Origin of the sequence: Arenibaculum sp. (assembly GCF_035998295.1) — a bacterium.
Lineage (GTDB): Bacteria > Pseudomonadota > Alphaproteobacteria > Azospirillales > Azospirillaceae > DASYHS01.
Genome location: NZ_DASYHS010000230.1, coordinates 1 through 12,813 on the forward strand (window position 1 = coordinate 1; position 12,813 = coordinate 12,813).

The following is a 12,813-nucleotide window of genomic DNA, read 5'->3' on the forward strand; positions in this document are numbered from 1 at the left end:
CGCCTCGGCGAGGTCCCGCTGGTGTCCGGCGCGGTGCTGCGCGCGCTGTCGCGCGACGAGGCCACGGTCGAGCTGCGCTACCGCGGTGACGCCGACCGGCTGCGCACGGCGCTGGCCCAGCAGGACCTGATGCTGGAGGACCCGCCGACGGTCGACCAGTTCGCCAGCCCGCTGCCGCCGTATGGAGGAGTGCCGGGCGCGCCCGCATATGGCGGGGTGCCGGGCATGCCCGGTGCGGTAATGCAGGAGGACCTGGCGGCGGCGGGAGCCGGGAACGGCCGGTGGACCTTGCGCTGGGCGGGCGCGGCGGTCCCGTGACCGCCGCGAAGACCCGATCGTGAGCGTTCCCAATCTGATCACCCTCGGGCGCCTTCTCGTGGTGCCGGTCGAGGTCTACCTGATCCTGGTCGGCGAGATCGGATGGGCCTTCTGGCTGTTCGTGGCCGCGGGCGTGTCCGACGCCGTGGACGGGTTCATCGCGCGCACGTTCCGCTCGCGCACGCATCTCGGCGGCTATCTCGACCCGCTCGCCGATAAGGCGCTGCTGGTCAGCGTCTACCTGGCGCTCGGCCATGCCGACTACCTGCCGGTGTGGCTGGTGATCCTGGTCGTGTTCCGCGACATCCTGATCGTCGGCGGCGTCCTGCTGCTGTACACGCTGAAGGAATCGCTGGCGATGCAGCCGTCCTGGTCGAGCAAGGTCAACACCACGGCCCAGATCGCGCTCGCCGGGCTCGTCCTGGCGCTCCACGGGGTCGACCTGGCCGCGCTCGACCTCGACCTGGGCGGCGTGGTGGACGCCATGATCTGGGTCGTCACGGCGACCACGGCCGTTTCGGGCGCCGGCTACCTGGTCCAGGGCGCGCGGCTGCTGAGCCGGCAGGGCGGCACGCGATGAGGGGCGGCCCTCGATGACGGCGCGGCGCCAGCTCCGGTTCTGGCTGATCGGCCTCGTCGTCTTCCTGGCGGCCCTGTGGGTCCTGGGCGACGTGCTGCTGCCGTTCGTCGCCGGCATGGCGATCGCCTATTTCCTGGACCCCGTCGCGGACCGGCTGGAACGGGCGGGGGCCGCGCGCTGGCTCGCGACCACCCTGGTCCTGGTGGGCTTCGTGCTGGCGCTGGTGGCTGCCCTGCTGCTGCTGGCGCCGCTGATCCAGGCGCAGATCCTCGAGCTTCTGGACACGCTCCCGCACATCGCGGCCTGGTTCCGGGAAAGCCTCGTGCCGCTGGCCGAGCGGGTGGTGCGCAGCCTGTCGCCGGACGACCTGGAGCGGCTGCGGGCGGCCGCCGGGGAGTTCGCGGGCGACGCGGTCGGCTGGGTCGGCCGCGTGGCCCGCGGCGTGGTCGCGGGCGGCGTCGCGCTGTTCGACGTGCTGTCGCTGCTGTTCATCACGCCCGTCGTCGCCTTCTATCTGCTGCGCGACTGGGACGAGATGGTGGCCCGCATCCATGGCTGGCTGCCCCGCCAGCACGCCCCGGTGATCCTGGCGCAGGTGGCCGAGGTCGACCGGACGCTGGCCGGCTTCGTGCGCGGGCAGGCGACGGTGTGCCTGATCCTCGGCCTGTTCTACGCGCTGGCGCTCAGCCTGGTCGGGCTGGAGTTCGGCCTCGTGATCGGGCTGCTGGCCGGCCTGCTGTCCTTCATCCCCTTCGTCGGCTCGCTGTTCGGCTTCGCGGGCAGCGTGGGCATCGCGCTGTTCCAGTACGACACCTGGGTCATGGTCGCGGTCGTCGCCGGCATCTTCCTGCTGGGCCAGGCGGTCGAAGGCAACGTGCTGACGCCGCGCCTGGTCGGCGGCAAGGTGGGGCTGCATCCGGTCTGGGTGATCTTCGCGCTGCTGGCCGGCGGCAGCCTGTTCGGCTTCGTCGGCGTCCTGCTGGCGGTGCCGGTCGCGGCCGTGATCGGCGTGCTGGCGCGCTTCGCGCTCGGCCAGTACCTCGCCAGCCGCTACTACACCGGCCCGGCGCCGCCCGCGGCGGGTGCGCCGTGAAGGCGCCGGCGCAGCTTGCGCTCGATCTCGGCCACCGGCCGGCGATGGGCGCCGACGACTTCCTGGTGGCGTCCGGCAACGAGGCGGCGGTCGCTTGGCTGGACGCCTGGCCGGGCTGGCCGGGCCCGGCGCTGGTCGTCCACGGGCCGGCGGGATGCGGCAAGACGCATCTGGCCCAGGTGTGGCGGGCGCGGACGCAGGCCCCGCTCGCCACCGCCGCCGACCTGACCGCCGAGGCCGTGCCGCGGCTGCTCGCGGCCTCGGCCGCGGTCGCGGTCGACGATGCCGACCTCGTGGCCGGGGAGCCCGCGCGCGAGCGCGCGCTGTTCCACCTGTACAACCTCGCGCGCGAGACCGGCGGCTGGCTGCTGCTGACCGCGGCCGAGCCGCCGGCGCGCTGGGGACTGCGCCTGCCGGACCTGCGCTCGCGCCTGCTCGCGGCGCCGGCGGTCGCCGTCACCCCGCCCGACGACGCGCTGCTGGCGGCCGTGCTGGTCAAGCTGTTCGCCGACCGCCAGCTCAAGGTCGGGGCCGAGGTGGTCGACTATCTCGCGACGCGCATGGAGCGGTCGTTCGAGGCCGCGCGCACGCTGGTCGCCGACCTCGACGCCGCGGCGCTCGCCACGCGGCGCTCGATCACGCCGCGCCTCGCCCGGGAGGTGCTGGCCCGGCACCAGGGCGAGGAGGTTCAGTAGGGCAGGCCGGCCAGCGCGTCCGCCGCAGCCGCGACCGCCGCGTCGATCTGCGTCTCGGTATGGGCGAGCGTCAGGTGCAGGCGGCGGAAGGGCGTCGTCGACATCATGAAGCCGCGCTCGATCATCGCGACCCGGAAGGCGACGTCGAGGTCGCGCCGGTTGACCGCGATGTCCTCGTATGAGTCCATCGGGCCGCGCATGAAGTGCAGGATCGAGATGGAGCCGTGGCCCGCGACCTGGGCCGGGACGCCCAGCGCGTCGATGGCCGCCTGCACGCCGTCGCGGAACCGCGTGCCGAGCGCGTAGAGGCGGTCATGGGCGCCGGGGCGGGACAGGCGCTCGATGCACGCGATCGCCGCGGCGCAGGACAGCGGGGTCGCGTTGTAGGTGCCGCCGAACATCACGGTGCCGTGGGGCTTCGCGCGGAAGCCGTCCATCAGGTCCTTCCGGCCGGCGACCCCGGCGATGGGGAAGCCGTTGGCGATCGCCTTGCCGAAGGTGGTGAGGTCCGGGGTGACGCCGCAGATCGCCTGGTAGCCGCCGAGCCCGTGCCGGAAGCCCGAGATCACCTCGTCGAAGATCAGGACGATGCCCAGCTCGGCGGTGACGCGGCGCAGCATCGCCAGGAAGTCCGGCCGGCCGGCGAAGGAGCCGGTGTTGTGCATGATCGGCTCGACGATCACGGCCGCGAGGCTCGCCGCCTCGCGCCTCAGCAGCGCCTCCACCCTGTCCGTGTCGTTGAAGGGCAGGACCAGCGTGCTTTCCCCGACGCCGGGCGGGATGCCGGCGGAAAACGGGTCGTAGGTGCCGATCGCGTCCGGCGTCGTCATGAAGTTCATGGCGACGTAGTCGTGCCAGCCGTGATAGGCGCCCTGGAACTTCGCGATGCGCGGCCTGCCGGTGCGCCCGCGCGCGAGCCTCAGCGCGTGGTAGGTGGCCTCGCTGCCGCTGCAGCAGAAGACGACCCGCTCCGCGCTCGGGAGGTGGCGCACGACCAGGTCGGCCAGGTCCATCTCGATCGGCGTCGTGCCCAGGCCGACGAGGCCGAGGCCGGAGGCCAGCTCCAGCGCCCGGGCGAGCTGCGCCTCGTCGCCATGGCCCAGCACGATGGCGCCGAACGCGCAGTTCAGGTCGACATAGGTGCGGCCGTCCGCGTCCGTCAGCTCGGCACCCTTCGCCCGGGTGAAGACGAAGGGCCGGTGCAGGACGCGCGCGCTGCTGCCGACGCCGCCCGGCATCAGCGCGGCGGCGCGCCCGGCCAGGGTCTCGTTGGTCTCGCTGGTCTCGTTGACGGGGGCGGTCATCGGACGTACCGGTCGACGTAGCGGGCGCCGAGAGGGGTGCCGGCGTAGTGCCTGCGGCACATCTCGATCTTCGTGAAGACGTCCTCGAAGCCGGTCGGCGCGCCCTCGTGGTCGACGTAGAGCAGCAGCCCCGTGACCTGGAAGAAGGTGATCATCTCTTCGTCCGCGCCGTCGACGACCAGGGTGTGGACCTCGCCCGGCGGTTCGAACACGAACGAGCCCGGCGTGGCGATCCAGTCATGCTCGAGGTAGCGCCAGCTTCCCTTCAGGACCAGGCCGTGGACGGGGGCGGGATGGCGGTGGCGGCTGAGGATGCCGGCCCGGCGCACGCGCAGCAGGCTGCACCACATGCCGCTGGTCCGGTTCAGCAGCAGCGGGCGGAACCACACGCCCGGTGCCTGCGGCACCCATACGTCCTCGTCGTCCGGGATCGCGGACGCGACGATCTCGCGCGCCGCGTCCGGATGCAGCATGGTGGATGAAGTCCGGTCCACGTCAACCTCCGCTGGTCATCAATACGCCCTCGTCAGCGAGGGCAGCCACGTCGCGAGCATCGGGAACAGAACGACGGCGAGCAGGGTGAGCCCCTGGCAGGCGACGAAGGGCAGCACGCCGCGGCACATGTCGCCGTAGCTGATCTCCGCCGGTGCGACGCCCCGCAGGTAGAAGATCGAGGGCGCCATCGGCGGCGTCAGGTAGGAGGTCTGGATCACGATCACGGCGAGCACGCCCATCCACACCGCGTCGAAGCCGGTCGCCCGCAGCAGGGGCAGGAAGATCGGCACCAGGATCAGGACGAGCGACACCCAGTCGAGCACGAGGCCGCCCAGGAACAGCAGCGCCAGGAACAGCACGAGCACGCCCTCGCGCTCGACCCCGAGCAGGGCGACGAAGTCCTGCACCATCCGGCTGCCGCCGTTGCCGAGGAAGATCGAGGTGAACATCGTCCCGCCCAGCACGATCAGGATGATCATGGCGTTCAGCGCGAGCGTGGTGCGCAGCGCGTCCACCAGCACCGCCGGGGTCAGCCGGCGGTAGAGTGCTGCCAGCAGCACCGTGCCCAGCGCGCCGACGCCCGCCGCCTCGGTCGGCGACGCGATGCCGAGCATCATCGAGCCGATCACCGCGGTGACGAGGCCGAGCGTCGGCACCAGCGCGCGCAGGAGCAGCAGGGCCTTTTCCAGGCCGCTCATCCGGAACGCCTCGTCGTCGGGGGGCAGGGGCGGGCCGTCCGCCGGCCGCAGCAGGCAGCGTCCCAGGATATAGGCCAGGAACAGCAGGATCATGACCGCGCCGGGCAGCAGGACGGCCGCCAGCAGGTCGCCGATGCCGATCTGGGCCTGGGTCGCGTAGATCACGACGACGATGGAGGGCGGGATCATGGTGCCGAGCGAGCCGCCGGCGCAGATCGTCCCGGCGATGAGCTGGCGGTTGTAGCCGTAGGCCATCATCGGCGGGATCGCCATCAGCCCGATCAGCACCTCCACCGCGCCGACGATGCCGGTGCCGGCGGCGAAGATGCCGCACATCGCGATGGTGGCGAGCGCGAGGCCGCCGGGAAGGCGGCCCAGGCAGACGCGCATGGCGCGGAAGAGCTGCTCGGCGACGCCCGAGCGCTCCAGCATCGCCCCCATGAAGATGAACAGGGCGACCGCGACCAGCACGTAGTTGGCAGCCACGCTCTGGATGAACCGGAAGAGCTGGAGCCCGACCAGGTCGCCCGACAGCATCAGCCCGAAGGCGAAGGCGGTCCCCAGCAGCGCGAACGCGACCGGCACGCCCAGGAAGACCAGCCCGAACAGGCTCGGCAGCATCAAGGCGGCGACGGTGCCGGTCACGACGCGGCCTCCCCGGGCCCGGCCCGCCAGCGCCGCGCCGTCGAGACCGCCATCTGGAGGAGCAGCGCCCACAGGCCGACCGCGACCGCGAGGTGGAAGGGCCACATCACCGGCGCCCAACTGCTGACCGGGTCGACCTCGCCGGTCGCGACCGCCTGGACGAAGCGCCTGGACGCGGTCCAGGCCAGCACGCCGACGCCCGGAGCGAACAGGAGCGCCATGAACAGCGTCTCGCCCATGCGCTGCCAGCCCGCCGGCAGCCGGGACGAGACGACGTCCACCCGCACGTGCCCGCCCCGGCGGGTCGTCTCCGCCAGGGCGAGCAGGAACAGCCCGCCGTTCAGCATCCAGGCGAGGTCGAACCCCCAGATCGTCGGCGCGTCGAAGACGTAGCGGGCCGCCACCTCCCACAACGTGACGCCGATCAGGAGGACGAGCAGGACCATGGCGACCGCGTTGAGCGCGAGGCCGAACCGGTCCACGAGGCTGAAGAACGACGGGGACATCGCGGCGCTCAGTCGGCCAGGCGGGTGAAGCGGTAGTCCGCGTTCGCTTCCCAGGCGTCGAGGAAGCCGTAGTAGCTGTCGGCGATGGTCGCCATCCAGGGATTGCCGGCGGCGGACTGCTTCTGCGCCTCCTCGAACACGTATTCGCGGGTCTTCTCGCGCAGGGACTGCATCACCTCGTCGGGCAGGGGCACGAACTCCGCCCCCTCGGCGCGCAGCTTGGCCATGTTCTCGAGGTCCATCGTGCCGACCTTCACCATCGCCTCCATGGTGACGAGGTCGGCCGCGAGGCGGACCTTCTCCTGCACGTCGGCGGGAAGCGCGTCCCAGCGTTCCTGCTTCACGATCACCTCCAGCGTCGAGGCGGGCGAATGGAAGCCGGGCGTGATGATGTACCTGGCCGCCTTGTGGAGACCGACGGCGTAGTTCTCGGCCGGGGTCGAGTACTCGGCCGCGTCGATGCCGCGCCGCTCCAGCAGGGTGTAGATCTCGCTGAACGGCACGGTGGTCGGGGCGCCGCCGAACTTCTCGCGCAGCACGGTGCCGAACATGCCCGACGTCCGCAGCTTCAGGCCCTTCAGGTCCTCGACGCTTTGGATCGGCCGGTGGGAATGGATCAGGTCCGTCGACCCCACGCCCAGCACGATGGAGTGCAAGCCCATCGTCTCGCGCCGGAAGCGCGTCCACAGGTCCTGGCCGCCGTTCTTCAGCCAGAACAGCGTCGCCTCCGATCCCATCCCGGCCGGCACGTTGCCGAGCAGGCCGTTGGCGGGGTCGCGGTTGACGACGTAGAGCGGGGTCACGAAGCCCGCTTCCGCCTGGCCGTCGAGGACCGCGTTGAATTCCTGGAACGGCGGCGCCACGACGCCCGAGGGGATCACTTCGATCTCCAGCGCCCCGTCGGTGAGCAGGGCCACCTTCTCGGCGAAGGGCTTGGCGATGTCCTGGAAGTAGATCGAGGTCTCCCCCGACCAGGTGATCATCCGCCATTTCTCGGCCGACTGGGCCGGTGCGGCGTGCAACATCGCGACTCCCAGAAAAGCGAGGGTCAGCTTCTTCATCGTGGCCTCCTGACATGGCTTCATGGACCTCACCGCCGCCTTTGCCGGCTTCTCCGGCCGGTTCAGGCGTCGTAACCGGGCGCGATGCGCGCGACCTCGCGCATCAGGGCGCGCCATTCCGCGTCGCCGACCTTCTCGCCGCCGAAATCCTCGTGCTGCCCGGCGGTCAGGCGGCAGATGTCGGGGGACAGCAGCCGCAGCGCGGCGCCGCCGGACTGCGCCAGCAACTGCGCCTCGCAGGCGCGCTGGAGATAGAACATCAGCGTGAAGGCTTCGCCGATCGTGCGGCCGGCCGTCAGGAGCCCGTGGTTGCGCAGGATCATCGCCCTGCGGTCGCCCAGGTCCTCGACCAGGGTCCGGCGCTCGCCGTCCAGCAGCGCGATCCCTTCGTAGTCGTGATAGGCGAGGCGGTCGTAGAACTGCAGCGCGAACTGGCTGACGGGCAGCAGGCCGCCCTCCTGGGCGGAGACGGCGACGCCGGCCGGCGTGTGCGTGTGCATCACGCAGGCGACGTCCGGCCGGGCCTCGTGTATGGCCCCGTGGATCAGGTAGCCCGCGGGGTTGACCTGGGACCGCCCCTGCGGTTCCGGCGGGCCGCCGAGCCGGACCTCGATCAGGTTGCTGGCGGTGATCTCGGTGAAGAGCAGGCCGTAGGCGTTGATCAGGATGCGCTCCCCGTCTCCCGGCGCGCGGGCGGAGATGTGCGTCGAGACGAGATCGCTCATGCCGAAATGGTGGGCGAGCCGGTAGCAGGCGGCGAGCTGGCGGCGGATCGCCGCCTCGTCGTCCTCGTCCTCGCGTCTCGTCCCGGCCATCATTCATCGCCTTCTAACTGTCGACAGATTGGAAGGCTTGACTCGATTCCGGCGTTTGTCAAATGGAATCCGGTTGAATAACGTTGGGATTGGTGCCAGAAGGGATGAGGTTGCATCGGTTGTCGACACTTGGGGAGACGAGAGTGACGGGTGGCGGTCCGGTATTCCAGCCATTGCCGGCGCTGGAGGGGAGGAGCCTCGTCCAGCGCGTCGAGCGGGAGCTGCTGCGCGCCATCGTCGAAGGGCGGATCGAACTGGGCGAGCGCATCGTCGAGGCCGAGTACGCCCGCCAGCTCGGCATCAGCCGGGCGCCCCTGCGCGAGGCCGCGCGCCTGCTGGAGCAGCGCGGCCTGCTGATCGCGCGGCCCAACCGCGGCTTCTTCGTCCGCCGCTACACGGCGGGAGAGCTCGACGACCTGTACGGCCTGAGGATCTGCCTTGAGCGCTATGCCGTGACGGAGGCGACCAGCCGGGCCAGCGTGGCCGAGCTGGGCGGGCTCGCCTCCCAGCTCGCCCGCATGACCGACGCGGCGGTGCGCGGCGACCGCTTCGCGATCGTCGAGGAGGACATCGGCTTCCACCGCCTGCTCTGCGACATGAGCGGGAACACCCGGCTGCGGCGCACCTTCGAGGATCTGGCCGTCGACCTCGCGATCCTGATCTCCCGCCTGGCCGACCTGGACGTCGACCCGCGCATCGTGGTGGAGAGCCACACCGAGTTCCTGACCGCCATCCTCGCCCGCGACGGCGTGCGCGCCACCGAAGCGATCGACGACCACATCCGCGGCGCCTGGACCGAGATGCGCCAGTCCGCGGGCATTCTGTCGACAGTTCCGGCATAACCCCGATCAGGGAGAGCGCACCCATGATGACGCCCGCCTCTTTCCCGGCCGCCTCCTTCCCGCCGGCGGTATTCCCGGACGCCGTGCCGGCCCTGCTGGAAGCGTTCACGCCGGCGGCGCGGGACCTGCTTCCGGGCCTGGTGATCCACGAGGGGGTGCCCGACCGCGCCGCGCTGATCGGGCGCCTGCGCGGCCATGTCGGCTTCCTCAACAACGAGAGCTACGTCGACGACGAGGTCCTCGACGCGTGCCCGGAGCTGAAGGTGATGGTGTTCCTGGGCACCGGCGTCTCCAGCTATGTCGACCTCGCCGCCTGCGCGCGGCGCGGGGTCATGGTGCGCAACGTCGTGCGCTACGGCGACCGCACCGTCGCGGAGCACACGGTCGGGCTGCTGTTCGCGGTGTTCCGCCGGATCGCGCAGCAGGACGCGGCGCTGCGCGCCGGGCGCTGGCAGGGCGGCACGATCGGCGAGCTGCGGGGCCGGACGATCGGCATCGTCGGCTTCGGCGGGGTCGGGCGGGAGGTGGCGGACCTGGCGCGTGCGCTGGGGATGCGGGTCCTGTGCTGGACGCGCACGTCGCCGGCGGACGCCGTCCATTGCGAGTTCGTCGGCCTGGACGAGCTGCTGGCCCGGGCGGACGTGGTATCGCTGCATATCGGACTGACGGAGGAGACGCGCGGGTTCCTGGACGCCGGGCGCCTGCGCCGGATGAAGCGCGGCGCGGTCCTGATCAACACCGCCCGCGGGGCCGTGCTGGACGAGGGGGAGCTGGCCTCGATGCTCCGCGACGGCCATCTGTCGGCGGCCGGCCTCGACGTCTACACGGTCGAGCCGCTGCCGCCGGGGCACGAGCTGACGACGCTGCCGAACGTCACCTTGACCTGCCACACGGGATGGCAGAGCCCGGAGGCGGCCGAGCGGCTGATGACCTACGGCGCGCGCGCACTGCGCGAGGAGCTGGAGGCGTATGCCGCGGGGGCGGCCGCCTCGCACTAGGCGCTACTCCGCGGCCGAGGCCCGCGCGCCGGCGCGGCGCCGGCGGACCACCCGCGCGAGGGCGGCGCGCAGCCGGTCTATCGGCGGCCGTTTCGGCGGCGCGGGGCGGCTCGGCTCGACCGCGAGGCCGACCTCGCTGATCCGGCCCTCGTCGTCGAGCGTGCGGATGATCAGCTCGACCGGCCCGTAGGAGATCCGGTCCCCGACCTCGACATGGCCGGAGAAGGCACGCTGGAGCAGGTCGACGACCGTCAGCTCGGTATCCTCGGGCTTCGGGGCGAAGCCGTAGGCGGCGGCGACGGTGCCGAGCTGGGCGTCGGGCTTCAGCGTGAAGTCGCCGAAGAACTCCCGGTCGTCGGCGTTGACCGGGACGGGGGCCGCGAACAGGCGGTCCAGCATCTGCACCTGCTGCGGCGGCGCGAAGATGTACACGTAGTCGTTCGGCTGCAGCCGCCCCGCCTGGTGCAGGCGCATCGTCTGGCCCGCGCGCACGACCAGGGACGGGCGCGCCCAGCGCGGGATGCGGTGCCCTTCGGCGACCGAGCTGCCCTCGGCGATCCGGTAGGCCACCACCTCGTGGCTGGCGCCGCCGGGCAGGTCCAGCTCGAACCGTTCCACAACGCCCCGGCGCGGCGGCACGATCAGCCCCAGCCTGCGGGCCATCGGCCGCACCGTCCAGCCCTGGACGACCAGCGAGGTCAGCACGACGATGAAGGCGACGTTGAAGAAGGTCTGCGTGTTGGACAGGCCGCCGATGACCGGCAGGATCGCCAGCAGGATCGAGACCGCGCCGCGCAGGCCGACCCAGGCGATGAAGACGGTCTCGTTGCGCTGGAAGCGGAACGGGGCGAGGCACAGCCAGATCGCCAGCGGCCGGCCGACGAAGATCAGGAACAGGGCGAGCGCGACCGCGGGCACGATGACCGCCGGGAAGGTGCTGGGCGTGGCGAGCAGGCCCAGGGTCAGGAACATCGCGATCTGGGCCAGCCACATCATGCCGTTCTGGAAGCGGCGCAGGACGTTGATGGAGCGCAGCCGCCGGTTGCCCGCGACGACGCCGGCCACGTAGACGGCGAGGAACCCGCTGCCGCCCACCATCCCCGTGGCGGCGAAGAGGCACAGCGCCAGCGCCAGGACGAAGACCGGGTACAGCCCCGGGTCGACGTCGAGGACGTTGACGACCCGCGCGATCAGGTAGCCGCCGGCGAGCCCGGCGATGGCGCCGACGCCGATCTGCATCCCGAAGGCCTGGAGCAGGTTCAAGGTCAGCGGCCCCTCGGCCGTTCCCGCGGCAATCAGTTCGACGAGGGTGATCGTCAGGAAGATCGCCACCGGGTCGTTCGAGCCGGACTCGACCTCCAGCGTCGAGCGCACGCGCTCGCGCAGGGTCACGCCGCCGACCCGGAGCAGGAAGAACACCGCCGCCGCGTCGGTCGAGGACACGATCGCGCCCAGCAGCAGCGCCTCCAGCCAGGACAGGTCGAACAGCAGGTAGGCCGCGCCGCCGACCAGCCCGGTCGTCAGCAGCACGCCGCCCGTGGCCAGGACCAGGGCCGGCCAGGCCGCCACCCGTATGGTGCTGAGGCGCGTCTCGAAGCCGGAATCGAAGAGGATGACCGCCAGCGCGATCGAGCCGATGAAATAGGCGACCGGGCCGTTGTCGAAGTCGAGGCCGAGCACGCCGTCCTCGCCCGCGAGCAGGCCGACCACCAGGAAGACGAGCAGAAGGGGGGCGCCGACCCGGAAGGAGACGAGGCTGGTCAGCACGCTCAATGCGACGAGACCGGCGCCGATCAGGACGGCGAGGTTCATCGTGTCGAGCATGCAGGCATCTCCCGGAAGCGGCGGTCCGTGTTTCGGCTGGCGGGGTGGTGGGACATATGGCTGCTCATCCGGCCGAGTTCAACCCTTTTGGCCGATCTTGACCTTCGTGGACGCGGCGACTATGTCCATGGCGATGTTCACTCCCGAGCAATGCCGGGCGGCCAGGGCGCTGCTGGACTGGTCCCAAGCGGAACTCGCCAAACGGTCCGGCGTGGCCTGGAGCACGGTGAAGTCCTTCGAAGGCGGCAAGCACGCGCTGCTGCGCGCGAACCGCACCGTCATCCGGGCCGCCTTCGAGGCGGGCGGGATCGTGTTCCTCGACCCCGAGGACGATTTGGGGCCGGGGGTGCGCCTGCGCCGGGCGCCGGAGCCGTGGCAGCCCTAGTACTCCTGTGTCACAAGCAGCGAGTCGGATGGTATTCGCGCGCTGAGGCAGCAGGGGGCATGTCGGCAAGCGGCGCGCCAAGCCGACGGCGAGTTGCCGACGCAGGGAGGCAACGGACGTTGGCACGCGGCGCTCAGGATGCACCAGCGCCAGCGCGTCTGGAAACCCGCGGACAGGGCAGACGCCGTGATCCGGTCCTTGTCGAACCGCCACCCTGCTTGCCAGGCGGGCCGCACTACTGCCGCGCTACACCGACCGTGCGTTTGCCTTTCTTGGGCAGGCCGGTATCAATGATGAAGCGACTGGTGCGCGACCTGAACGCGTTGCGGAGCGTCGGGCGCCGATCGGCATGCCTCAGAACACAGGCAATCGCTTCCCGATACTCGTCGGACCGACGCTCAACCGCGTCCTGCCGATGCAAACTCGTCTGTGCCATTCCCCTTGTATAGGGTGCACATTGCGACACAGCAGTGAGAGGTCATTTGTAACGGTGCATGAAAATCCGCGACGGGTTAGGTGCATTTGGTGAGTAGAGGACGCCGAAAAGTGTCTCG

The 12,813-nt window shown here is 71.2% G+C and carries 14 protein-coding genes; 7 read left to right on the top strand and 7 right to left on the bottom strand.

What is annotated here, in order from left to right:
* The 4 genes from VGO20_RS22130 to VGO20_RS22145 all read left to right on the top strand — a co-directional run.
* Positions 1 to 318, top strand: a 318-nt coding sequence (locus tag VGO20_RS22130; protein WP_414639877.1) for a hypothetical protein, incomplete at its 5' end; no start/stop codon positions are given.
* Positions 319 to 337: 19 nt separating this feature from the next.
* On the top strand, positions 338 to 898 hold the full coding sequence (locus tag VGO20_RS22135) for a CDP-alcohol phosphatidyltransferase family protein (RefSeq protein WP_327504557.1): 561 nt from the start codon (positions 338 to 340) through the stop codon (positions 896 to 898).
* A gap of 13 nt (positions 899 to 911) precedes the next feature.
* The gene (locus VGO20_RS22140) at positions 912 to 1,991 is read left to right on the top strand and encodes an AI-2E family transporter (protein WP_327504558.1); all 1,080 of its coding nucleotides are present in this window, start codon (positions 912 to 914) and stop codon (positions 1,989 to 1,991) included.
* Positions 1,988 to 2,686 (top strand): HdaA/DnaA family protein, encoded by a 699-nt coding sequence (locus tag VGO20_RS22145; protein WP_327504559.1) that lies wholly within the window; start codon positions 1,988 to 1,990, stop codon positions 2,684 to 2,686. Before VGO20_RS22140 ends, VGO20_RS22145 begins: the two co-directional genes overlap by 4 nt.
* Here the strand turns inward: VGO20_RS22145 and VGO20_RS22150 are convergent.
* From VGO20_RS22150 to VGO20_RS22175, 6 genes are all read right to left on the bottom strand, one after another.
* The gene (locus tag VGO20_RS22150; protein ID WP_327504560.1) at positions 2,680 to 3,990 is read right to left on the bottom strand and encodes an aspartate aminotransferase family protein; all 1,311 of its coding nucleotides are present in this window, start codon (positions 3,988 to 3,990) and stop codon (positions 2,680 to 2,682) included. The two genes, VGO20_RS22145 and VGO20_RS22150, sit on opposite strands and share 7 nt — an antisense overlap.
* Positions 3,987 to 4,484 (bottom strand): 2,4'-dihydroxyacetophenone dioxygenase family protein, encoded by a 498-nt coding sequence (locus VGO20_RS22155; protein WP_327504561.1) that lies wholly within the window; start codon positions 4,482 to 4,484, stop codon positions 3,987 to 3,989. Before VGO20_RS22155 ends, VGO20_RS22150 begins: the two co-directional genes overlap by 4 nt.
* 18 nt (positions 4,485 to 4,502) lie before the next feature.
* Entirely contained in the window at positions 4,503 to 5,828 is a 1,326-nt protein-coding gene (locus VGO20_RS22160; RefSeq protein ID WP_327504562.1) for a TRAP transporter large permease, read from the bottom strand.
* Positions 5,825 to 6,334, bottom strand: a complete 510-nt coding sequence (locus VGO20_RS22165) for a TRAP transporter small permease subunit (RefSeq protein ID WP_327504563.1) — start codon at positions 6,332 to 6,334, stop codon at positions 5,825 to 5,827. Before VGO20_RS22165 ends, VGO20_RS22160 begins: the two co-directional genes overlap by 4 nt.
* Before the next feature lie 8 nt (positions 6,335 to 6,342).
* Positions 6,343 to 7,395, bottom strand: a complete 1,053-nt coding sequence (gene dctP / locus VGO20_RS22170; protein ID WP_327504564.1) for a TRAP transporter substrate-binding protein DctP — start codon at positions 7,393 to 7,395, stop codon at positions 6,343 to 6,345.
* A gap of 62 nt (positions 7,396 to 7,457) precedes the next feature.
* Positions 7,458 to 8,213 (bottom strand): class II aldolase/adducin family protein, encoded by a 756-nt coding sequence (locus VGO20_RS22175; RefSeq protein ID WP_327504565.1) that lies wholly within the window; start codon positions 8,211 to 8,213, stop codon positions 7,458 to 7,460.
* 140 nt (positions 8,214 to 8,353) lie between these two features.
* Between VGO20_RS22175 and VGO20_RS22180 the strand changes: the two genes are divergently transcribed.
* Both VGO20_RS22180 and VGO20_RS22185 read left to right on the top strand, forming a co-directional pair.
* On the top strand, positions 8,354 to 9,052 hold the full coding sequence (locus VGO20_RS22180) for a GntR family transcriptional regulator (RefSeq protein WP_327504566.1): 699 nt from the start codon (positions 8,354 to 8,356) through the stop codon (positions 9,050 to 9,052).
* 23 nt (positions 9,053 to 9,075) lie between these two features.
* Entirely contained in the window at positions 9,076 to 10,050 is a 975-nt protein-coding gene (locus VGO20_RS22185; RefSeq protein ID WP_327504567.1) for a 2-hydroxyacid dehydrogenase, read from the top strand.
* A 3-nt stretch (positions 10,051 to 10,053) separates the two neighbouring features.
* On the opposite strand, the gene VGO20_RS22190 is transcribed toward VGO20_RS22185, so the two are convergent.
* On the bottom strand, positions 10,054 to 11,874 hold the full coding sequence (locus VGO20_RS22190; RefSeq protein WP_327504568.1) for a potassium/proton antiporter: 1,821 nt from the start codon (positions 11,872 to 11,874) through the stop codon (positions 10,054 to 10,056).
* Between the two features lie 127 nt (positions 11,875 to 12,001).
* On the opposite strand from VGO20_RS22190, the gene VGO20_RS22195 reads away from it, so the two are divergent.
* On the top strand, positions 12,002 to 12,259 hold the full coding sequence (locus VGO20_RS22195; protein WP_327504569.1) for a helix-turn-helix transcriptional regulator: 258 nt from the start codon (positions 12,002 to 12,004) through the stop codon (positions 12,257 to 12,259).
* The last annotated feature ends 554 nt before the right edge of the window (positions 12,260 to 12,813 follow it).